This is a genomic window from Pseudomonas sp. MEJ108 (assembly GCF_030208985.1).
Lineage (GTDB): Bacteria > Pseudomonadota > Gammaproteobacteria > Pseudomonadales > Pseudomonadaceae > Aquipseudomonas > Aquipseudomonas fragariae.
In genome coordinates this window covers 19,603-38,986 of sequence record NZ_JARVSW010000077.1, presented here as the reverse complement: position 1 = coordinate 38,986, position 19,384 = coordinate 19,603, and the positions used below count along the sequence as shown (strand labels likewise).

The 19,384-nt window shown below is 53.2% G+C and carries 27 protein-coding genes, 2 pseudogenes and 1 riboswitch; of the genes and pseudogenes, 20 read left to right on the top strand and 9 right to left on the bottom strand.

Annotated elements, in window-relative coordinates; all coding sequences use genetic code 11:
* Nucleotides 1-121 precede the first annotated feature (121 nt).
* Nucleotides 122-1,435 (top strand): replication initiation protein, encoded by a 1,314-nt coding sequence (locus tag QRN50_RS24615; protein WP_057445155.1) that lies wholly within the window; start codon nt 122-124, stop codon nt 1,433-1,435.
* 258 nt (nt 1,436-1,693) lie between these two features.
* Nucleotides 1,694-3,004, top strand: a complete 1,311-nt coding sequence (locus QRN50_RS24610; RefSeq protein ID WP_057445153.1) for a hypothetical protein — start codon at nt 1,694-1,696, stop codon at nt 3,002-3,004.
* A 257-nt stretch (nt 3,005-3,261) separates the two neighbouring features.
* Here the strand turns inward: QRN50_RS24610 and QRN50_RS24605 are convergent, their stop codons facing one another.
* The gene (locus QRN50_RS24605; protein ID WP_057445151.1) at nt 3,262-3,540 is read right to left on the bottom strand and encodes a hypothetical protein; all 279 of its coding nucleotides are present in this window, start codon (nt 3,538-3,540) and stop codon (nt 3,262-3,264) included.
* Between the two features lie 109 nt (nt 3,541-3,649).
* Nucleotides 3,650-3,826 (bottom strand): hypothetical protein, encoded by a 177-nt coding sequence (locus tag QRN50_RS24600; RefSeq protein ID WP_181016485.1) that lies wholly within the window; start codon nt 3,824-3,826, stop codon nt 3,650-3,652.
* A gap of 436 nt (nt 3,827-4,262) precedes the next feature.
* Here QRN50_RS24600 and QRN50_RS24595 point away from each other — a divergent pair, with 436 nt between their 5' ends.
* The 11 genes from QRN50_RS24595 (at nt 4,263) to QRN50_RS24545 (ending at nt 11,251) form a co-directional block, all read left to right on the top strand.
* Nucleotides 4,263-4,688, top strand: a complete 426-nt coding sequence (locus QRN50_RS24595; RefSeq protein WP_016569385.1) for a LexA family protein — start codon at nt 4,263-4,265, stop codon at nt 4,686-4,688.
* On the top strand, nt 4,681-5,964 hold the full coding sequence (locus QRN50_RS24590; protein WP_032635020.1) for a Y-family DNA polymerase: 1,284 nt from the start codon (nt 4,681-4,683) through the stop codon (nt 5,962-5,964). The genes QRN50_RS24595 and QRN50_RS24590 overlap by 8 nt, the downstream gene beginning before the upstream one ends.
* 542 nt (nt 5,965-6,506) lie before the next feature.
* Nucleotides 6,507-6,917, top strand: coding sequence for a hypothetical protein (locus QRN50_RS24585; protein WP_020303935.1), 411 nt, complete (start codon nt 6,507-6,509; stop codon nt 6,915-6,917).
* Nucleotides 6,918-7,254: 337 nt separating this feature from the next.
* Complete coding sequence (locus QRN50_RS24580) at nt 7,255-7,455, top strand: hypothetical protein (protein WP_057445147.1); 201 nt, start codon at nt 7,255-7,257, stop codon at nt 7,453-7,455.
* 112 nt (nt 7,456-7,567) lie between these two features.
* The gene (locus QRN50_RS24575; RefSeq protein ID WP_020304260.1) at nt 7,568-8,218 is read left to right on the top strand and encodes an AAA family ATPase; all 651 of its coding nucleotides are present in this window, start codon (nt 7,568-7,570) and stop codon (nt 8,216-8,218) included.
* Nucleotides 8,208-8,495 (top strand): hypothetical protein, encoded by a 288-nt coding sequence (locus tag QRN50_RS24570; RefSeq protein WP_020304261.1) that lies wholly within the window; start codon nt 8,208-8,210, stop codon nt 8,493-8,495. The genes QRN50_RS24575 and QRN50_RS24570 overlap by 11 nt, the downstream gene beginning before the upstream one ends.
* 238 nt (nt 8,496-8,733) lie before the next feature.
* On the top strand, nt 8,734-9,375 hold the full coding sequence (locus tag QRN50_RS24565; RefSeq protein WP_057445145.1) for an SOS response-associated peptidase: 642 nt from the start codon (nt 8,734-8,736) through the stop codon (nt 9,373-9,375).
* Nucleotides 9,376-9,828: 453 nt separating this feature from the next.
* Nucleotides 9,829-10,053 carry a hypothetical protein gene (locus QRN50_RS24560; RefSeq protein WP_143520149.1) on the top strand — a complete coding sequence of 75 codons (225 nt, stop codon included), beginning with the start codon at nt 9,829-9,831 and terminating at the stop codon, nt 10,051-10,053.
* A gap of 95 nt (nt 10,054-10,148) precedes the next feature.
* A complete protein-coding gene (locus QRN50_RS24555; protein ID WP_057445141.1) occupies nt 10,149-10,367 on the top strand; it encodes a hypothetical protein in 219 nt (72 codons plus the stop codon).
* A gap of 213 nt (nt 10,368-10,580) precedes the next feature.
* Nucleotides 10,581-11,072: a hypothetical protein gene (locus QRN50_RS24550; protein ID WP_057445139.1), complete on the top strand. Its 492-nt coding sequence runs from the start codon at nt 10,581-10,583 to the stop codon at nt 11,070-11,072.
* 20 nt (nt 11,073-11,092) lie between these two features.
* Complete coding sequence (locus tag QRN50_RS24545) at nt 11,093-11,251, top strand: hypothetical protein (RefSeq protein WP_158227014.1); 159 nt, start codon at nt 11,093-11,095, stop codon at nt 11,249-11,251.
* Between the two features lies 1 nt (nt 11,252).
* Here the strand turns inward: QRN50_RS24545 and QRN50_RS24540 are convergent, their stop codons facing one another.
* On the bottom strand, nt 11,253-11,732 hold the full coding sequence (locus QRN50_RS24540; RefSeq protein WP_096126570.1) for a hypothetical protein: 480 nt from the start codon (nt 11,730-11,732) through the stop codon (nt 11,253-11,255).
* Nucleotides 11,733-11,841: 109 nt separating this feature from the next.
* Between QRN50_RS24540 and QRN50_RS24535 the strand changes: the two genes are divergently transcribed.
* The 3 genes from QRN50_RS24535 to QRN50_RS24525 all read left to right on the top strand — a co-directional run bounded on the left by QRN50_RS24535 (nt 11,842) and on the right by QRN50_RS24525 (nt 13,209).
* A complete protein-coding gene (locus QRN50_RS24535) occupies nt 11,842-12,147 on the top strand; it encodes a hypothetical protein (RefSeq protein ID WP_080393154.1) in 306 nt (101 codons plus the stop codon).
* Nucleotides 12,148-12,166: 19 nt separating this feature from the next.
* Nucleotides 12,167-12,586, top strand: coding sequence for a DUF6166 domain-containing protein (locus QRN50_RS24530; RefSeq protein WP_235815233.1), 420 nt, complete (start codon nt 12,167-12,169; stop codon nt 12,584-12,586).
* A gap of 95 nt (nt 12,587-12,681) precedes the next feature.
* On the top strand, nt 12,682-13,209 hold the full coding sequence (locus QRN50_RS24525) for a hypothetical protein (protein ID WP_080393152.1): 528 nt from the start codon (nt 12,682-12,684) through the stop codon (nt 13,207-13,209).
* A 42-nt stretch (nt 13,210-13,251) separates the two neighbouring features.
* Here the strand turns inward: QRN50_RS24525 and QRN50_RS24520 are convergent, their stop codons facing one another.
* The 6 genes and pseudogenes from QRN50_RS24520 to QRN50_RS24500 all read right to left on the bottom strand — a co-directional run bounded on the left by QRN50_RS24520 (nt 13,252) and on the right by QRN50_RS24500 (nt 16,165).
* Nucleotides 13,252-14,226, bottom strand: a complete 975-nt coding sequence (locus QRN50_RS24520; protein ID WP_096126571.1) for a tyrosine-type recombinase/integrase — start codon at nt 14,224-14,226, stop codon at nt 13,252-13,254.
* Between the two features lie 200 nt (nt 14,227-14,426).
* Nucleotides 14,427-14,831 (bottom strand): hypothetical protein, encoded by a 405-nt coding sequence (locus tag QRN50_RS24515; RefSeq protein WP_181016487.1) that lies wholly within the window; start codon nt 14,829-14,831, stop codon nt 14,427-14,429.
* Between the two features lie 12 nt (nt 14,832-14,843).
* The gene (locus QRN50_RS24510) at nt 14,844-15,335 is read right to left on the bottom strand and encodes a cation:proton antiporter domain-containing protein (protein WP_258042053.1); all 492 of its coding nucleotides are present in this window, start codon (nt 15,333-15,335) and stop codon (nt 14,844-14,846) included.
* Complete coding sequence (locus QRN50_RS24505) at nt 15,329-15,706, bottom strand: cation:proton antiporter domain-containing protein (protein ID WP_258042052.1); 378 nt, start codon at nt 15,704-15,706, stop codon at nt 15,329-15,331. The genes QRN50_RS24510 and QRN50_RS24505 overlap by 7 nt, the downstream gene beginning before the upstream one ends.
* Nucleotides 15,648-15,809 (bottom strand): annotated as a pseudogene (locus tag QRN50_RS25760) (sensor histidine kinase); the annotation flags it as partial. The gene QRN50_RS24505 and the pseudogene QRN50_RS25760, both read right to left, overlap by 59 nt.
* 197 nt (nt 15,810-16,006) lie before the next feature.
* On the bottom strand, nt 16,007-16,165 hold the full coding sequence (locus QRN50_RS24500; RefSeq protein WP_235815235.1) for a histidine kinase dimerization/phospho-acceptor domain-containing protein: 159 nt from the start codon (nt 16,163-16,165) through the stop codon (nt 16,007-16,009).
* Nucleotides 16,166-16,747: 582 nt separating this feature from the next.
* Here QRN50_RS24500 and QRN50_RS24495 point away from each other — a divergent pair.
* From QRN50_RS24495 to QRN50_RS24480, 4 genes and pseudogenes are all read left to right on the top strand, one after another.
* Nucleotides 16,748-17,029, top strand: a pseudogene (locus tag QRN50_RS24495) (fluoride efflux transporter CrcB); the annotation flags it as partial.
* 10 nt (nt 17,030-17,039) lie between these two features.
* Nucleotides 17,040-17,363, top strand: coding sequence for a DUF190 domain-containing protein (locus QRN50_RS24490; protein ID WP_005895494.1), 324 nt, complete (start codon nt 17,040-17,042; stop codon nt 17,361-17,363).
* 95 nt (nt 17,364-17,458) lie between these two features.
* Nucleotides 17,459-17,531, top strand: a riboswitch (Fluoride riboswitch).
* Between the two features lie 79 nt (nt 17,532-17,610).
* Nucleotides 17,611-18,957: a voltage-gated chloride channel family protein gene (locus QRN50_RS24485; RefSeq protein ID WP_057445133.1), complete on the top strand. Its 1,347-nt coding sequence runs from the start codon at nt 17,611-17,613 to the stop codon at nt 18,955-18,957.
* Entirely contained in the window at nt 18,954-19,319 is a 366-nt protein-coding gene (locus QRN50_RS24480; protein WP_003317538.1) for a hypothetical protein, read from the top strand. Before QRN50_RS24485 ends, QRN50_RS24480 begins: the two co-directional genes overlap by 4 nt.
* Nucleotides 19,320-19,384: the final 65 nt, after the last annotated feature.

The window sequence follows — 19,384 nt, the reverse complement described above, 5'->3', positions numbered from 1 at the left end:
TTATGGAAAAGATTCTTCAGCGGCTGTGCGTTCTCGATGACCGCACCCTGCCCCCCCGGTTGACTCTTTGTGTCACACACTTTCACGCCGTTGGCCAACCTGCTGGCCAAGGCGGTGAAGCATGAGCCACGACAATGCGCTCATCCTTTCCCTCGCGACCTCACTCATTGCCAACGCCGATCCGCTGGCCAGCAGCACTCACCTTCCGCCAGCGCGGTTTTTCGAAGACGGCACCGCGCTCAATCGGTTATTGCTGGAAGCGCCGTACATGGCGCGATGCAGCGATGACAAAACCGCCACCCGCGTTCGCCCTCGTGAGTACGCGCTTCGTTATCCCTATATGCAGGTCAATCGCCCCGGCATGGTGTCCTGGCTGGTGTTCGACCTGGACCACGCCAATGCCCTGGCCTGGGATGATGCCGGGTTGCCCGCGCCGAACCTGATGGTGCGTAACCGAAAAAGCGGCCATTCCCAATTGTTCTATGCCGTGCCGTCCGTGTGCACCACCGAGAACGCACGAGCCAAGCCGATTCAGTACATGAAAGCGGTCTATGCCGCGTTTGCCGCTCGCCTCGACGCGGACGTGGACTACCACGGTGGCCCAGTGGCCAAAACACCTGGTCACCCCTGGTGGGAGACGACTGAATTCCACAGCCACGTCTATGAACTGGGCGAACTGGCGAGCGCGGTAGAGCTGACCGTCAAGCCATGGGCCACTGGTCCCAAGCTTGACCAGGTCAGCCATTCGCGGCACTGCATCCTGTTCGAGCAGCTGCGTTATTTTGCGTACAGCATCGTCAATCGCGAGCGCGAGCTGGGGTCGTTTGAGTCTTTCATGCGCTCGCTCGATGCGTATGCGTACAACCACAACAGCTTTCTAAAACAGGGCTTTTCGGAAAACCTGCCGCTGTCTTCGATACGCGCCACGGTCAAATCCGTAGGTCGCTGGACGTGGGATCGGTACACCGGTGATCGTCGTTGCCATCGAGGCGCAATGCAGCTCGATGGCAGCTTGTCGCTCACCGAGCGGCAGAGCCTGGCTGCGAAGCGCACCAATGAGCTGCGGCACAAAGCCACAGAATCGAAGATCCGTGCCGCGTGCAGGCAGCTTCAAGACCAGGGCAAGGCATTGGTACGTTCTGCAATTGCGACACTCGCCGGCGTTTCGGTGAGAACGGTGGCCAGCTACACACATATCCTCACTGAAGTATCCCAGCCGGCCACTGTGAGTGTTCTCAGGGGCAACCGTAAGGCAGTGTCCGTACTACCTCCGCAAGATCGTTCACCCTCTACCCCACCCGTTCAACCCGCCGTTGGCCAGCCTGCTGATGGAAGCGTCTCGGGTGTGCAATCCGGTGTACATCAGATATCTGCGGTCCCTCGGGGGGCGCAAGCTGGTTCTGCCCGAGAAATACAACATGAGGATGATTCATGATCGATAGTGTACGTATGAGATCTCAGCTACAGCTCATTTTTACCTGTGATGTCATGGCGTCGATCTTTTACGGTTTACGTCTGTCCACTCTTTATGCTCCCCAAGATGATGTAGAATGTCTTTCTCCCTAAAGGAAGATTTCCGTTTCGAATCCTGTCTGGGATACCAATAAAATCAATATCTTAGGTCGTTTTGTCCGGTTCACTTTTTTTGCTGCGGGTGCGCTGCGTTGTGCGATCGCCAACAAGGATGGTGTGTGTGAGTGAGCTTCTCGATCCTATACTAGAAAAACTTGATACTCTCGGCTCGGCGTTGAAGATTGCAATCAGTACCGCAGCCCCTTTGAATGTCAGTAGTGGTAACTGGTCGTTCCCAGGCATTACAAGGGGGGAACTCATAGAACGCGTAACATATCTACGTGAACTCGTTGCCAATGCCCATCAACCCACTGCCGAATCGGAGAAATACATAACCAGTATTGTGGAGCGACTGATATTTCTCATTGATCACACGGTCCCACAGCTTGCTTCTAATGCCGGCGTTGCTGTCCCCTCATTTCTGATCACGTTAGATGCGGTCGAGAGAGGGTTGTCTGCGTTACTGCAGGATACAAAAGCGTTAGCGTTGAAAAATTCCCAAGCTGTTAAAAAAACCACTGTCCAAGTCCGTTCGATTGAAACGAGGCTTCGGGAGCTAACACCTAGGACCAAGTCTCTTGAGGATATGGTTAGTAGAATCGAAAAAGCTTATGACGCTGCAGACCAGCTGCCAACAGATCTAGAGACCCTTGCAGAGGCTCAAGAAAGCGTCAGCGAATTGCTTAATTTTGCTAAGACTGACAAAAGCTCAATCGAAGAATTGCTCGAAGCGATTTCGGATCATGAACAGGGTTTGAGGGCGAAATCAAAAGAAGCAGATGAAGTGTTGGAAAAGTGTGTATCTGCTTACTCGTCAGCTACCAGTTTGGGTTTGGCAGCCGCTTTTTCTGAACGGTCAAAGGCCTTGGATTGGTCGATGTGGGGTTGGGTAGGAGGCCTGATGATCTCCCTTATAGTTGGCGGTTTTGCCGGATCGATTCAGTTGCGTAACCTTGCATTCGAATTGACTAAGGCCGATGCAAATAGCTTGGGCATTGGCGTGAACCTTGTTTTGTCGATCCTTTCAGTTGGCGGTCCAGTCTGGTTCGCTTGGCTTTCAACAAAGCAGATTGGCCAACGTTTTCGTCTTTCGGAAGATTATGCATTCAAGGCGTCAATATCTCGTGCGTATGAGGGTTATCGACGAGAGGCCGCTCGGTTTGACGATGGTCTAGAACGGCAGTTGCTTAGCTCTGCTTTGGCTCGGCTGGATGAGCAACCGCTCCGTCTGGTGGAGACCAATAGTTTTGGTAGCCCTTGGCATGAGCTTTTAGCATCTGACCTTGTTAAAGATGCTGTGAAAACTGTTCCAGGATTCGCAGAAAAGGTCACTGCGTTGGCATCTTCTGCTCTCCAGGGTAGAAAAGCTGCGGCCTCTTCCGCATTAGCGGTAAATGACGTGCCGCCTGAGCATACTGAGGAAAAGGCATAAATCTGTAGCACGCAAAATTCGGCAAAATAGTACGGTAAGCAGCCCCGACGTGAAATAGACTCTCGCTTCGTCTGGACCGTGTGAAGTACACCTTAATCTGCCGTCATTTTGCTAGCGGGCACCGTGTCAGATTAGGGCTGGTTTATGAATTTTCTGACGTATCTGCGTCCACCTCTATGGCCTCAACCTGAAGATACATGGCTTTGCGACAAAAACCGTCTCCTTAGGGCGGTTTTTGTCTGCGCTCTGTTACAGCTTTAGAGCGGTTGTACCGCTTCAAATCGGAGCTTAAACGCGGTATTCGCTTCGCGCTCCATGCCAGCCAACTGATTGCCATCGATAGCCTGGCAACTTAGCAGTCCCAAGGCATACCCCATCGCCTTGCCGCGTCGCTCACACAACCTGTCTAACGCCATGGCCTTGCCGATATCTGCCAGAAGTATTGCAAAGGTGTCGCGCTGCTGCGGGCTAAGCATGTCAAAGGCTGCTTGCTCACTGCTATAGCTCTCATTTCCGGCAATATCGGACGGGCTCATGGTAGGTACTCCATTCTAAAAGCACGGGTGGCTGGAGGGGGAAATCGACATAGCCCCCGCTATTCGCACTGGCTTACTCCTCCGCGACGTTCCTGCCAAACGCGAAGTCTTACAACCTATCTTCCTTTGGTAAGTAGCGGCCCATGACATAGCAAGCCACCGGCAAATCACCTCCTGGTGCCACCGAGGACACGACCGCCACGATTCGCCATCCAGAGGTCAGCGCGTCGTTGACCTCTCCCGTAGCAAACAGTTCTTTGATTTCATCTACCTCATACAACTGCATAGCTTCTCCTTATTCCTGCAGATGGCCGTCTCTCATGGGCACGGCCGGGGGGGCTAAGTTACAAGTGTTTCGGTAACGTGACAAAAAGTAAGGCTATTAGTCGCTTCAAACTGGACGCCAGCACTGTCGTGACTTTACGCGGAAAAACCCCAAGTGGAACCGCAAACGTCGTGATCGCAAGCTAAAAGCATTCCAATCGAGGCGACAACGATCATGCGCATTCTAAAACTTGTTCTGCTCTGGCTTATGCAACAACTCATCCGAGCCGCCTTCAAGCTGGCCCTTCGCGAAGTATGGGAGTGGCTGCGGTCATGATGGCTGCCGGCACATGAATGCATGCGATTTGGACTGCTCGTCGGTCTGAGTTGACGCGGGGTTAAGCGAATCGTCTACTGTATGTCCATACAGCTCAAGAAGCTCCAGCCAGGTCCGCATCATGAACGTAAAAATTCTCGGCCGATTGTCGGAGTCCGGAAAGGTCATCCCCTTCTACTCGTTCAAAATCCCTGCCGGTTTTCCAAACCCTGCAGCAGATCACATCGAACAGGATTTCTCCTTTGACCGGTTGATGGATCTGCGAGCGCCGCATATCTACGTGGCCAAGATCGATGGCGACAGCATGGAGGGCGCCAAGATTTTTCATGACAGCCTGGTGGTTGTAGACCGCTCTCGAACGCCGTCTAGTGGCAGCATCGTGATTGCGGCGCTCAACAATGAGCCGCTGTGCAAAATTCTCATCCTGCAGGGTGACCATGTCGTGTTGAAGTCAGCAAACCCCGCTTATCCGGCTCGGCATATCCTGGAAGGCGATGAACTGTCGATATGGGGCGTTGTGCGACATGGCGTAACGAGCTTTGAGTAACAAGCCAACGCAGGTGTTTGGCCTGGTCGATTGCAATTCGTTCTATGCCAGCTGTGAGCGTGTGTTCAGACCTGACCTTGCCAAGGTTCCTATCGTTGTGCTCAGCAACAACGATGGCTGCGTGATTGCCCGCAGCTACGATGCAAAACCCTACGTGAAAATGGGCGCGCCTTATTTCCAAATCAAGGATGTTTTGCGTCGGCACGGAATCCAGTCGTTCAGTAGCAATTTTGCGCTTTATGGCGACTTAAGCCAGCGCGTGATGGCCATCATCGAATCCATGGTCCCTGCCGTTGAGGTTTACAGCATCGATGAGGCGTTCGCAGACCTCACCGGCATTCCTGGCAATTTGACCGAACTGGGAAGATCGATTCGATCAAAAGTCTACCGCTGCACCGGTATCCCGGTGGGTGTGGGGATTGCACCGACCAAAACGCTGGCCAAGCTGGCCAATCACACCGCCAAACGACTGCAAGCACACACGGGTGGCGTCGTGGACATCTGTGACCCTGAAAAGCGCGATTGGGTACTGCGCAATACCTCAGTCGGAGAGGTCTGGGGCATCGGTCGAAAAATGAAAGCGCACCTGGAGGGCATGCAGATCCTGTCGGCAAAGGACTTGGCCATGGCCGATCCCTGGATGTTGCGCAAAACGTTTAGCGTCGTGATCGAGAAAACGGCACGCGAGCTGGCGGGTACTGCGTGCCTGGAGCTGGACGAAGTCGAACCGCCACGGCAGGAGATTTGCTGCAGCAGAATGTTCGGTAAGCGACTTACCGAGCTGGGGCCGATCAAAGAGGCGGTGGCCACGTACATGATGCGCGCCTCCGAGAAGTTGAGAGCCCAGGGTTCCGTGTGCAAAAAGATCAGGGTCAGCATCCGCACAGGGATGTTCAACCCTGATGAGGCTAAGTATGCGAACGGCGCGTTGGTGCAGCTCCCCTACCCCACCAACGATGTGCGGCTGATGACTCAGTTCGCGACCGAGGCGGTTTCGCGGATATTTCGACCAGGCTTCAGGTACAGCAAAGCGGAAGTGCTGCTGATGGATATTTGTCAGCCAGGCGAGTTTACAGATGACCTGTTCGCAGCCAACCAGCCGGTGAGTTCAGATCGGCTGATGGCGGCTTTGGACATGATCAACGGCAAGTGGGGGCGCGGAACGCTGCGTACAGGATCAGTGCCGGTCGTTCCAGATTGGGGCATGCGGCGCGATCAGATGAGCCAGAGCTACACAACAAGGCTTGATCAGCTGTGGGTTGTAAAGGCTAAGTGATCTATTCCCAGCACACGTTGCTGCTCTTAATATTAATTATTAATTAGCAATTAATAATTCTTGAATTTAGGCCCATTTGGGCCTATTATGTCCTTGTTGGTGGCACGCAGAGAGCCACTCGAACCTGAGGGGGCTAGTCGTTGCCACCTACGAGGAACGAGATGAGACTTTCAGATGTAGCGACTATCCGGACGAATTTTCCAGAGGCTCATTTTTGGATAATTCGTCGGGGTTCAGCTGAACGATGCGGCGCACCAGGGCGAGTGTTCAATACTGAACACATAGGGGTCCTAGTGAACCGAACAGACATCGTTCTACCTGACTATCTTTTCTACGCGTTGATGCATGTGCATCAGCAAGGCTACTGGGAAAGGTTGGCAACAGGGACGCTGAACCTGGTCAACATCCGTGTTTCAGACGTTCAGCGTATCGAACTGTCACCACGGTAAAGAAGGGGCCGCAAGGCCCCAGTCTTTACGTTCCGCAGTTTTATTTATTAATTGGCAATTAATAATTATGATTTATTAATTAGTGGGCTGACAATGAAGATTGAGCTACCTGATATCCCTGAACAGCAGAGATTGATTTTCGAGATGGCTACTCGCGAGGCGATAAAGCAGCTCGAAGCAAACCTGCACGCCCCAAGCATTCCTGGTCCGAAGGATCTGGACGAGGCCTTGTTTCCGCGTACTCACCTGTTGCGTAAGCACGAAGGATGGGAAGCACCTCACGCTGAAATAGTCAGGTCCTATTTCCGGCACTTCCAGGACCATTTCGACGCGTATGCGACGGATAAAAAGCTGGCGGGATTGCTTCGCATCGCATCAGACAGACGGATTAGGAAGTTCAAGGAGGGGAGCCAAGACGTGCCTTACGAGATCTGGCGAAATTTTCTAATCCTTACAGGTCGAGTGCCACAGGATATCGTGCCGATTCTGGCATTCATGGGCTAATAGAAGGAGAAGATAGTTAAAGAAGGTGCTGGGGATGGGTGCAACCACCCCCAGCGTGAACACAATCAACCTGGTGGAAAATCATGCTCAACATGAAATGTATCACAGCTCGTCCTTTGCTGTTACGTGACCTTGCAGACCCTAAATATCGCTATTGGATAAAACAGTTTGCCGGTGAGGTTGCAGCGCCCTGCGTAGCCGAGTCGCTCATGTCGTTCCTTAGTAAGCATTCCCTCATCACCTGAAAGCTGTTTTTAGCTGCAGCGAATGGCCTCTGCGTGTCCGCTCGGATACGCAGGGTGCTGTGCCGTCCAATCGTGGGCTAAGGGAATGGCATATGACCTCTTATGCGCTTACTGGAGCGGTTATCGATGACGAAGGTGTTACTACGATCATCAACGAATTCACCACCAGTGCAGCACGTGCAGCTGAGTGGATCCGCTTCTACACAGGCAACAGCTTTACCGGCACGTTGATCCTTATAACGACAGACATCGACGGTATCAAAGCCAAGCGACGGTTCGTTTTAGATCGTTGAGAAGGGGGATGGACCGATCTGCACTGGATCGGGCTTGACTAGAAGCCCCGCTAAGCTGATTATTAATTGTTATTTGCGAATTATTAATTGCGAATTAATTTAGGAGGCCCCCATGGGCACAATCGTGGTCGTTGGCGGGAACAAAGGCGGCGTAGGCAAAACTACCACTGCCGTAAACGTATCAACTGGGTTGGCAATGGAAGGCTACGATGTCTGCCTGGTAGATGCGGATGCGCAACGCAGCGCCTCGAAATGGTACGCAGAGCGTGAGGCGGCGCAACTGGAACCGAAGATCACTCTGGTTGAAAAACGCGACAACATCACGGTTACGCTGCGAACACTGAGCGAGAAATTTGATTATGTGATTGTCGACGTCGCTGGTAGAAACTCGCGTGAATTGATCACCGGAGCAGTAGTGGCAGACATCATCATTGCTCCAAACCAATGCAGCCAGCTCGATCTGGACACCCTTGGGGAGCTGCAAGAGCAAGTCCTGCGCTGCAGAGATCTAAACCCAAACCTGCAGGCGTATGCCTATCAATCTATGGCTTCCCCAAACCCTGCAGTTCGTATCACTGAGAGGCGCGAATTCCTGGAATTTCTTTCCGAATATCCTGAGATCAAGCCTTTGGATTCAGTCGGCTTCTATCGGAAAGCATACAAAGACTCCATTCCTTCGGGCATGTCAGTTTTAGAAGGGAAAAACCGTGAAGCAGCCAACGAGATAAAGAGTCTGTTGAAAGAGGTGTTCCATGGCAGTTAAAAAGGCGAGTGAGACTGCAAATAGGAGGGGGCAGGTCAGCGAGGAAGCATCTGAACGCCTGGCCCGAGAGCTTGCTGACAAGCCTTATGACTCCACCCCGTTGGCAAAGGCACCGGATAAGCGGAAGCCAGTTCCCGTATCGATCAGCTTGCCCCCAGGCATACTGGAAAAAATTGAGGACGATGTGCGTGAAAACAAGCGCTCCGGGAAAGCACACAGGACGGTCAGCGCTATTGTCAGGCATGCGTTGGAAGCTCAAGGGTACAAGCTGGATTAACCTAAATTTATCAATTAATAATTGTTAAATATGAATTACTAAAGATTGCTCGCGCAAGGCCAACCGAGGCGAAAGCCGAGAGGCTTCCGGGTCTAATACGAAGAGGGTGCCAAGGGCGCCCTTTTTTGTTTTTCCCTTTGCGCATTGTCGCAGTAGGATGTAACCAGTCGATTAAATGGAACGGCAGGGCAGGGCGGCGTCTCTCAGTAGGACATCAACATGTTCCATGTGAGGCTCTATGTGCAGCCATTACGAAGCACCGTCACCGCATCTGGTCGCCGAGGCATTCGGAGTAGCACCGTTCGAGCAAGGCAGACTTGATTTGTGGCCTGGTTACATAGGCCCATTCCTGCGTAGCCCTGACGGACGTGCCGAAGACGAAGAATCTCCTGCAGCTATGGAGGTGCTGACTGGCTCCTTTGGGCTGATCCCGTCCTGGAGCAAGGACAGTAAAATTGCCAGGCGCACGTACAATGCTCGATCAGAGACAGTGGCCGAGAAACCGTCATTCCGGCATGCATGGCGCCATGCGCAACATTGCATCATCCCAGCGGTGGCCATCTACGAGCCGGACTGGCGTTCGGGCAAGGCCGTTGCCACACGCATAGTCCGTGAGGACGCCGAGCTGCTGGGCATTGCGGGACTATGGGAGCAGTGGCGCGATCCGTCCACCGACCAGATCCTGCACAGCTACACCATGCTGACCGTGAATGCAGATGATCACGACTTCATGAAGGCGTATCACAAGCCCCAGGATGAGAAGCGCATGGTCGTGATTTTGCCCAAGGGCTCGTATGCGGACTGGTTGACTGCGCGGCCAGAGCAGAGCGCGGCGTTTATGAACCGGTACCCGGCAGATCGGCTGGCCGTGGCCATGTGATGAGCCTTACCTGGAGCCGGTGACGGACAGGGTGACGTGTCGCGCTGGCTGTCACCGGCCACCAAGCCGTAGGCGCGGTAGCATTTTCCGTGAACACCAAGGCACGCGTGCCTGTATGCTTTTCAGGAGACCGCTGCAAACTCTCTCAGGATCGTTCGCGATTCGTCATCAATCCTGACAGCCCCCCCAATGACTGCATCTATCCGCCGCGCAACTTCCCTTCGCCCAAGCCAATTCAAGCACCTGATCCGTGTCGCTTCCGTGACTGGTCGTCCGCCAGAGCCCGACGTGATGCTTTTGTGGCTCACACATACCACTGGCGTGCGCGTCATTGAACTGGCCCTGCTGGAGGTCGTGGCCTTGATTCAGTAGCCTATGCACCTAATACAGACCTGTGGCATGCTTGCACAAAGCCTTTATAGAAGGTTTTGTGCGACGTTCAGGGAGAAGAGCATGTCGAATGTTAGAAACATTGTTAGCAGCTTCAGGTATGAAATTAGCGCGGGTACCCGCAAGTGCGATGCAAAAAGCAGCCATACAATATCCAAAGGCGAAAAGCACTTTGCTTATGAAAAGATACCTGGACAGCGTCTGAATATATGTATGGTGTGCGCGCCCGCGATAATAGAAAAAGCACAAGAGGAATTAAGAAAGATTGCCGATGAGCTTAAGAAGTAATTTACTAGGAAAAATAACTGCGCCTACAAGCCCGCCTTATGGGCTTCGGCGGTTTAGGGATGCGGTTTTCGCGCTCTCAAAAAAAGGGATGACACATGCCGAATGCACTAGAAAAGGCTCGCCGGTACATCAAATCAATCAAAACAGCGGTGGACATCGAGAGCACTGAGGGTGCTCATAACACCGCATGGGGTTATCAGCTTGCTCTCGGGGACTTTGATCTGATCACCCAAGCTGAGAAAGCCATGCTGGATGATGAAGCTAGTGTCGCGAAAAAGGAGCGTTTGGCCGAGCTTAAAGCCGGGCGACGGTAACGAAGCCTTGTCCTCGTGCAACCGACTGGAAAATCTTGATAGACAACCCTTACGGTTGCTGCAACCACCTACGGTGGTCGCGGCAACTGGGTCGTCGCTGGCATCGATTCAGGTCAAAGCAATACGCCCTAGTAGGGGCAGCAATGGTCTGCTGGGCAGTAGTCGTGTTGACGCAGCTGCTGTTCGGCACTCCAGTGGTATAGGAAAAGAACGATGACAACGGTTGAAGTATCTACGCTCCAGCATGGCCTAAGCCTGGTGGAGCCTGCGGAACGAGCCCTGAACGAGGCACTACGGATTCTCAAGGCGGGGGCGGCTGATCATGAGGGCGCTATCGAAGCCGTAGATTCGGCCCGACTGGCCTACCATCAGGCGTGCGTCGGGTTGTTCGGCTTCGTACAGGGCATTGTTGCGCAGGCTGTGCTCGCAGATCAGCAGTCAGCTGCTACGCCTGGCGACACGGTCATGCTCAATATCGAGGTCGACAGCGGCGTAACGATCCAGCGGGCACGCGAAGAGATTGCCAGTTCTGCCGCGATGATTCGTGACAACACCGATGAACTGAAACGCGTGGCAGACGCGATGTACATCAACGGCTATCTGATGTCGCTGCAGGAACACGGGCTGGTGAGCCTGCATGTGCTTGAGCAGCTACGTGTTGAGCGCGACAGGGCTTTCGCCGGTAGCGAAGAAGCACGCGATTAACCACCCGAAGGGAATCCGCCATGCCTGTGACCTATACCCCGATCAACAAGTGCGCCCCTGGTATGTGGCCGATGAACTACGCTGCCAGTCTGATCAAGGGTGCCACTGAAGTGATGTTTGCCATCGGCACTGATGACCCCAAGGGCGCGCGGTCTCGCCTGGATGACCTTGCGGAATGATCTAGGAAAACGACGAGGTTTTCCCTGGATAAAAGTCACCGGTCTTCAAAATGGGTCCAAGGAATTTCTGGTACTCAGACCAGGAGCTAAAAACCTTGATATCTGCTTTAGGGTTTTCAATATCACCACTCAGTCTGATGAGAAAAACACCACCACCTGATTCGATGATGCGCTTAGCTTTTTTACCAGTAGATCCATACGATAACAGGTAGCCAAGCGAAGCAAGTCCTAGCACAGAACCTTTCTGAGCAGCAGATGCTTTCAGCAGCGGATCTGCTGGAACGTCAGAAATCATCAGCATCAGAGCGCCTAAATGATGCGCCTCATCATCAAAGCCATCGGCGAGCTCTTTGCCCATTCTTAACGCGTCGGCAGCACGAGATTTAGGTATCTCGTTTTCATGCGCGAATGAGTCATAGGAAGTCAGCAGAACTGTACCAACGGTAGGAGGATTTTTCGGATAGTGTCTATCGGTTTGCATACCTGCCTCTAAAAATTAACGGTCAGTGACGAACAAAGTTTATCGAAAATGAATTGATCCTAGGGAAAAAACGACCAGAATACGTTGGGAGTTGTACAAGGAATGATGAATGAACATGACCGAAGAAGACATGCGCCGGGCATTGTTTGGCTCAGGTGAGTCTGGCATTGGCTCAGCGGTCCAACACGCCCTACCACCTGCAGTCCAAACCGCTGCCAAGAGGAACGGCACCAGGAATTTCGTGCCAAAGCTTGTAGTTACGTTGAGCGTGGGTAACGAGTTTGAAGGAGCAATGGAATTGATCACGCACGAAGCCGACACGCTCAGCCACCTTCAGGCTGAAGTGGAAGCGATGAAGATCGCACGCAAGAAGTACAAGTACGTCGAATTGGTGTCTGTGCTGCCCGCAAAGTAGAGACAATGAGGATTCTATTGTGAACGATGAAAAACGAATGACCCTTGATGACTACGACTTCAGCAAGGTTAAGGTCAATCCAACCAGGCCAACGCAAGATCCAGCACACATTTTGTTGCGAGTTGTCGAAGGCGCAGGTGTAGCACTTTGGCGCTCATCACCAGCGGGCCAAGCTGAATTGCTGCCGACCCGGCGTGATCTGTTTCAATATGAAGGCGGCTATAGCTGGGGCTACAAAGGTGAAGGCTGCAAGAATCTGGCGTTTGCCATCATTGGACGAGTGTATGAGTGCGATGATCTTTCATCAGAAGATATGTACGAGAAAGCAATGAAACTGGTTGATACACTGATTCCAGCGCTTCAACAACAGATGAATCACGATTTGAGTGTCACCGTAATCCGCAAAGTTCTAGGCGATGGGCAACGGCCTATATTTTGATTGATCAAACCACTCAGGCCGCGTGGAACGGGGCCTACTGAGTTTCTGTAAGCCCGGCAGGTCGTCTGACTGTGGCCATGTGATTGGATAAGAAAATGACCGATAGCCGAAAAAGATCGTTTGTAGAAATGCCCAAGGATTGGCCTTTGCCAGACCACTATCTCCTTGAGCTTGGCCGCATAGCGGCTACCTGGGCAGTCCTTGAAGGTAGCTTGAATTTATATATAAAAAAGTTATTAGGGATCAATGACCCTGACGACGCTAGACCACAAATAATTACTACACATATGAACTTCAAGCAAAAGCAGGATGCCTTTGGTACTCTATGTGATGTTCTACAAGATTCACATCCAGGATTAAAAAATTTTGATGCGGTAATGACCGCCATGAATAAAGCGTCTAAGGCACGCAACAGGTATGTGCATGGTTCGCTCCACTATGACCCTGACACGGCAACCCTTTTGCTGTCTTCGGTGAGCGCCCGAGGAAGCTTCAAAGTCACGTTTGTCCCTACCACAGTGGAGAATTTGAAAGATGTGTCAGTACTCATTCATAAAGCAAGCCTGGCCCTGCACAACCTAGTTACAGGATCAAAACATCAAGGACTATTTCCAACAACGTAAAGTTAGCTTCCGAATTTTGAGGGCTTGCTAAGCAGACAGATTTCAGTATTTTACTTTGAAAGTTGGTGAATCCTCTGGCCGATGGCCGCGCCGATCATAAAGGCGCGTGGTACTGATGTTGGCATGGCCCAGCCACATCTGCACTTTAGCTATATCGGCATCATGCTCCAACGCGTTGGTAGCCGCCGTTGCTCGCAAGCCATGCACACCCAACCGCTCGACCTGAATGCCCGCCACGCGTGCCCACTGTGCAACGATGGTGTAAAGACCATTAGCAGTTACACCGGCGCCGGTGGTTGTACCACGCATCGAGCGAAACAGCGGACCCGGCGCAGCGTCTCGTTCAACATCCTGCTCCAGGTACGCATAGATGCGCTCGGCGGCCACTGGATGGAGGGGCAAAAAGCGAATCTTGCTCCCTTTGCCATGTACACGCAGGTGTTTGATACCACGTCGTTCCTGCAGGTCTCCGGTCTTCAGTTGCGCAGCTTCCTCTCGACGCAAGCCGTGGTAGAGCAGCACCGCTAAAATAGCCCTGTCACGCAGTCCTTTGAGCGTTTCAGGGTCCGGCGCATCGAGCAGCTGTTTAGCCTGGAGATCACCAAGGGCCGGTGTCTTACCTTCATTACTCTCAATCCTAGGCCGTTTAACGCCATGAACTGGATTACCTCCCGCGACCGCGTTGTTCTCCAGGAGGTGATCGAAGAGGCTAGCCAGTGCTGCAAGCTTGCGTCGGATGGTGGCCCCGGCCAAGCCGCGTTTTTCCAAATCGGCGCGCCAGGCTAAAACGTGAGAACGGGTTACAGCACGAAATTCCTCTGCGCCAGCGAGACCGACAAAGCTGCAGAAGTCCTGCAGGTCATTCTGGTACGCACGACGCGTGCGTGGATTGTCGATATTGGCGAACCATTCTGCCGCTGCCGGCACGTGTGCGAGCTGCTGGAACTCTGCTGCCGTTAGGCGCCGCTCGCGCTTGCCACTTAGCTCTCCGGCTGCCCTATCGATTAGGTCATTCATTGCGGTCCTCGTCTGTGCAAAGGCACACTTCATCGTCTACAAAAGTCATCCATTCGGTGGAGTCATCACCGATGCCGGAGAGGTCTTCGGTCCATTCAACAGAGGCAAAGGGCAGGGCACAGGACAAGCAAAGGTTTGGGTCGTGCATAGGAGGCTCCGAATAGGTTAAGCCTTGAATCTTGCCATCACGACTTGGCCAATTACCGCACATGATGACCTGTCGGCATGCAGTTGTAGTAGCGATCGGGTTCAACGAATTCGTATTTGTGACCCGCCAGAGCAAAGTACCATCTGCCCTCAACATCCGTAGCGCTGGAACCCGTTACCTCCACGGCAACAAGGTTTTTGCCCTTGTAGATGTAATCCCTTTTTTTCAGTTGCTGGGCCTGATAGCGATATACCGTGCATTTCTCTCCCCAGTCGTTGGCCATGTCGACGGACACAGGGCAGTTGCATTCGATACACGTCCATGTCGATCGATTGACGTGATCATCCAAGTCGAGTTCTTCGAGCTCGCTGCAAGGGCAGTCTGAATTGACACAGGCATAGCGTGTGTCCATATCAGTGGGGAGAGTGGGAGTGCGCTGAGGGAGGCGAGGCGCCATGATGGAATCCTTTCATAAAGTGGTGATAACGTATTTCTTACGTTGGTAAGGAGCCGTTTGCCCAGCACTGCAACGGGAGCGCCGACACGTCAGCAGCCTGGCCAGCAATGTCAGCACGATAACGGCCAGTCCCGTGACAGCAAGCGTACCTGAGAAGTGGATCAGCACTATCTCCAGGCCAATTAACACAAATAGAACCGCGTTGAGAATCTCGTCAGTCAACTCCCAGAACATATCAAGGTTCTTCTCGGTTTCTTCCGACATGGCATGGGAGCGGCCTTGATTGCCAACGATGAGGCCCATTACCACCATCGCCAGCGGGCCCGAGACGTGCAGATGACTCGCTAAAGCGTAGCCGGCAAGTACTGCGGCCAAGGTGATGAGTACTTCTTCCTGATAGCTGTCGATGCTTTTGAGCATTCGATAGGTGATGTAGCCCAACACCGCGTCAACCAATGCGCCGCCGCCTGCCTCCTCTACCAGTAGTTGTGAGGCGCCTAGCACTGAGGGTCACCACTGACAATCATCGCCAGGATGAGCGAAAACAGAACAACGCTGACGCCGTCGTTGAACAGGGATTCGCCCGAGATCACCAGTTCGATACTGGCGGGCGCGCCGGCGGATTTCAGAACGCCCATGACCGCGATGGGGTCTGTCGGCGAAATCAGCGCGCCGAACACCAGGCAGTACGAAAGCGGCAGAGCCAGATCGGTGAGCGACAGTAGGGCCCAGATCGCAAAGCCGATACACAGGCTCCTTAGCGATCTGCGAGCAGATGTACAGTCCCAATCCTTCGGAGGGGCTGTCGCGTTTTGTCCGAGTGAAGGGTTCGAAAAGTGAGCCAAGCAGCGCTTCGAGAATAGGCTGTCCAACATTTGTGCACGTTAACTGCAGCGTGCTCTGGTTGACCTGTCCCTTGATCAGGATAGGCCCACCCTTTAGGCCGTGGGCCACAGCATTGGCAATCAGATTGGACATCAGTTGCTTGATCCGGCCTGGATCACATAGCAGGGCCGCCGCACCAGTGTGGTGAAAGACAATGTTTGCTTGTGGATTGGCCAAGAGCTCTTCCTGCACCACAGGCTCAAGCGCTCCAAAAATGTCTACAACCCGGCGAAGTCTAATGCTGACATCCCCTCCCAACTGACAGCGCGTAAAGTCTAAAACGTCTTCGATCAATGCCGACATGCGTACAGCGCTCGTTCGGATGGCGTCAGCCAATACTCGGGACGGTTCTCGGAGACATCACCGTGCAAGGCGTCTGCGCTAAGTCTGACGGCATTTAGCGGGGTGCGAAGGTCATGGCTGAGTACCGCGACGAACTGCTCACGCAGCCGCCCAAGTTCGACGGACTCGCCCAACTGCGATTCACTGCGCCGAAGGCGATCGTGAAGGTCCAAATTTGAAGCAATCAGTTGAGCAAACAGCTCAAGCATATTGACGACATTCTGCTCGTTCAGTACGACCGAGGCTGTATCCAGTGCGCATAACGTACCGAAGAACTGCCTGTCAGCTGTGATAATGGGGATTGATATGTGGCTTTGAGCGGATGGAATATCGTTCGGTGCACAGACTGGGTAGTCAGATTGCGTGAGTTCGTAAAACCCCTCGCCATAAACCCATGATCGACGCAGTTGGCGAACCTGATCACACAAGGTCTGCGCGGGAGGGACCACCAATTGCGATTAGCTTCTGAAGGCTTCTGCGCTCCATCAGCGAGGAACGTCCTCAGGGGCTGGAGCGGCAGCTTTAAGAACCAATTATAGCGCATTGGGTTCTTTAGCTGGTTTTTGTGGGGGCGCCCGGAGATTGACGTCGTATGGTTTATGAGGCCGATATATATCGAAATTAGCAAGCTTATGTCTTCTGCATAGACTCGCTAATTTCGATACATACGCCTTGGGCAGCGCCATCACCCAAGCACTGTGGTGGCGAACATGGTTGGTGGCTACATCATCGGCCTGGCTATCGCATTTTTGGCCGCTTCCCCCACAATGAGTCCTGAGTGGCGCCTGCTGATCATCATGGGATTTTGTGGAGGGCGAACTGCCTTTTCTACGTTTTGCGCAGAAACAATTGCCCTGATTCAGGAAGGTAGGCTGCTCCGGGCGCTAGGCTCAGTTTCACTACACGTCGTGGGCTCGGTGGTAATGACGGCTGCCGGGCTTCTGTCCTATCAAATAATCAGCACGCGCTGAGGAGAGGAATATGAAAGGTTTTCTGGTGACTTTCTTTACTCAACAGAATCGTCGCTATCAGGGAAAGATGCTCGGCGACTGGGTCGTTGATTTGGCGAAAGAAATGGGACTGCGGGGTGCGACCCTGTCCACAGGTATCGAAGGCTTTGGGCATACCGGCCGGCTGCATTCCTCGCATTTTTTTGAACTAGCGGATCAGCCTACCGAAATTCGTATGGCCATTACCGAGGACGAATCTGAACAGTTATTCAAGCGATTGGAGCTTGAAGATATCTCGTTGTTTTACATAAAAACCCCAGTTGAGCTGGGCTTCGTCGGAACAGAGGTCACCTAGTTTGGCCCTCTTTCATAAGCGTTGACTCGAAGATGCCTTCGCTTGCCTCGTACTCCGAAACACGATTTTACATTTTGGACAGACCTAGCTAAGATCGGCGCATTGGAGATGGCATTCCTCCATTAACCAACCGCTGCGCCCGTAGCAGCTGATGATGCCTACAGAAACCTGATCAATCAGGTCTGTAGGCGTTCGCGCTCAGATTCCCTTTTTGGTCAGGCCCACTTACTTTTTTGTGGCTGGCCAAATGTCTAAATTTCGACGACCTGAACAACTCGACTTACTGCCCTATATAGCGAAATGGCTTGCGCTTGCAGGTCTTGTAGCTCTTTTGGCAGGCTCTGCTTCTGCGTTATTCCTCCTTTCCTTGGATCATGCCACCCAGTGGCGAGAAAACCATCCTTTGGTGATCTGGCTCCTGCCAGTGGCTGGCTTTGCTGTGGGACTTGCATATCACTTGATAGGCAAACCCGTTGATGCCGGAAACAACCTGATCATCGATGAGATCCATGATCCTAAGAAGATCGTGCCTTTGCGCATGGTGCCGATGGTGCTGATCGGAACCGTGGTTTCCCACCTTTTTGGTGCATCTGTGGGACGTGAGGGGACGGCGGTGCAAATGGGCGGTGCCCTTGCCGATCAACTGACGCATGTCTTCCGTCTGCGCCGCGAAGACCGTCGGGTGATTCTCATGGCCGGTATCAGTGCTGGCTTTGCGTCCGTCTTCGGCACCCCTCTTGCCGGGGCTTTATTCGGACTTGAAGTATTGGCCATTGGACGTATGCGTTACGACGCGCTTTTCCCTTGCGTGGTTGCGGCAATCGTTGCTGACCAGGTGGGGCAAGCCTGGGGCGTGGTTCACACGCATTACGTCATTGGCGAAGTGGTTCCGGTGCAGCTGTGGAGCGTCATGGCTGTGGTGGCAGCTGGGATTGTCTTTGGCCTTACCGGCCTGCTATTCGCGACTGCGACCCACAAGCTCGGAGCCTTCGTTAAGCGGCTTATCACCTATTCACCATTAAGACCCTTCGCCGGCGGCCTGCTGATCGCAGTCGCAGTGTGGGCGCTCGGTAGTAACCATTACATCGACGTTGATAAGTACATCGGGCTAGGCATTCCGAGCATCGTCCAATCCTTTCAAATGCCAATGGCCCCTTGGGACTGGCTTGGAAAGATGGTGTTCACCGTTGTCTCCCTGGGGACTGGATTCAAGGGCGGCGAAGTCACACCGCTGTTTTACATCGGTGCCACCTTGGGGAATGCGCTGGCTCCCCTCTTGCACCTTCCCTTCGGCATGCTGGCTGGTATCGGCTTTGTCGCCGTCTTTGCCGGTGCAGCTAATACGCCACTGGCAACCATCGTTATGGCCATGGAGCTCTTCGGGCCCGAAATTGCTCCGCTTGCAGCCATTGCCTGTATCGCAAGTTACCTCGTATCCGGACACACCGGGATCTATCACGCCCAGCGCGTCGGCCACAGCAAGCATCACCGTCCTCTTCCGGAGGAAATCCGGCTCTCTGATATCAAGCAATTTCATGCTCAAAGTGAATCCGCCAGCGAGCGGAAAGTGACTCTTGCGGGGGAAGAGAAATGATTGAACATCACCAAGATCGCCTGACAGCTTTGCAACTCTATTTTCCTGGCGCTAGCCGGGCTCGCGTGACCAGCTTCTGGCACCACCTAAGCGCACCTGCACTAGCCCAGCACCTCCTTAAAGTTGCTCAAAAAGCAAGAATTGAGCAGGTCATGCTCAAGACGATTTCTGCAGGTTATTTGCCAGGCCATCGCATCTCCCATCATCACCCGGAGCTTGGCGATATGCGTCATCCCCAGTGTCTGGAATTGCTAGATACAGAGGACAAGCTGCGCGCATACCTGCGCGACCACGCTGACGAGTTACGCAAGGTGCGAGCAGTTCTTCTCTTATGTGAGTTACCGCTCACTGACGCGTCGTAATTCAGTTTGAAAACAGCTCGGAAATGAAGAGGTAAGGCCGACCGAAGCGTCGGTCACTCGCGACA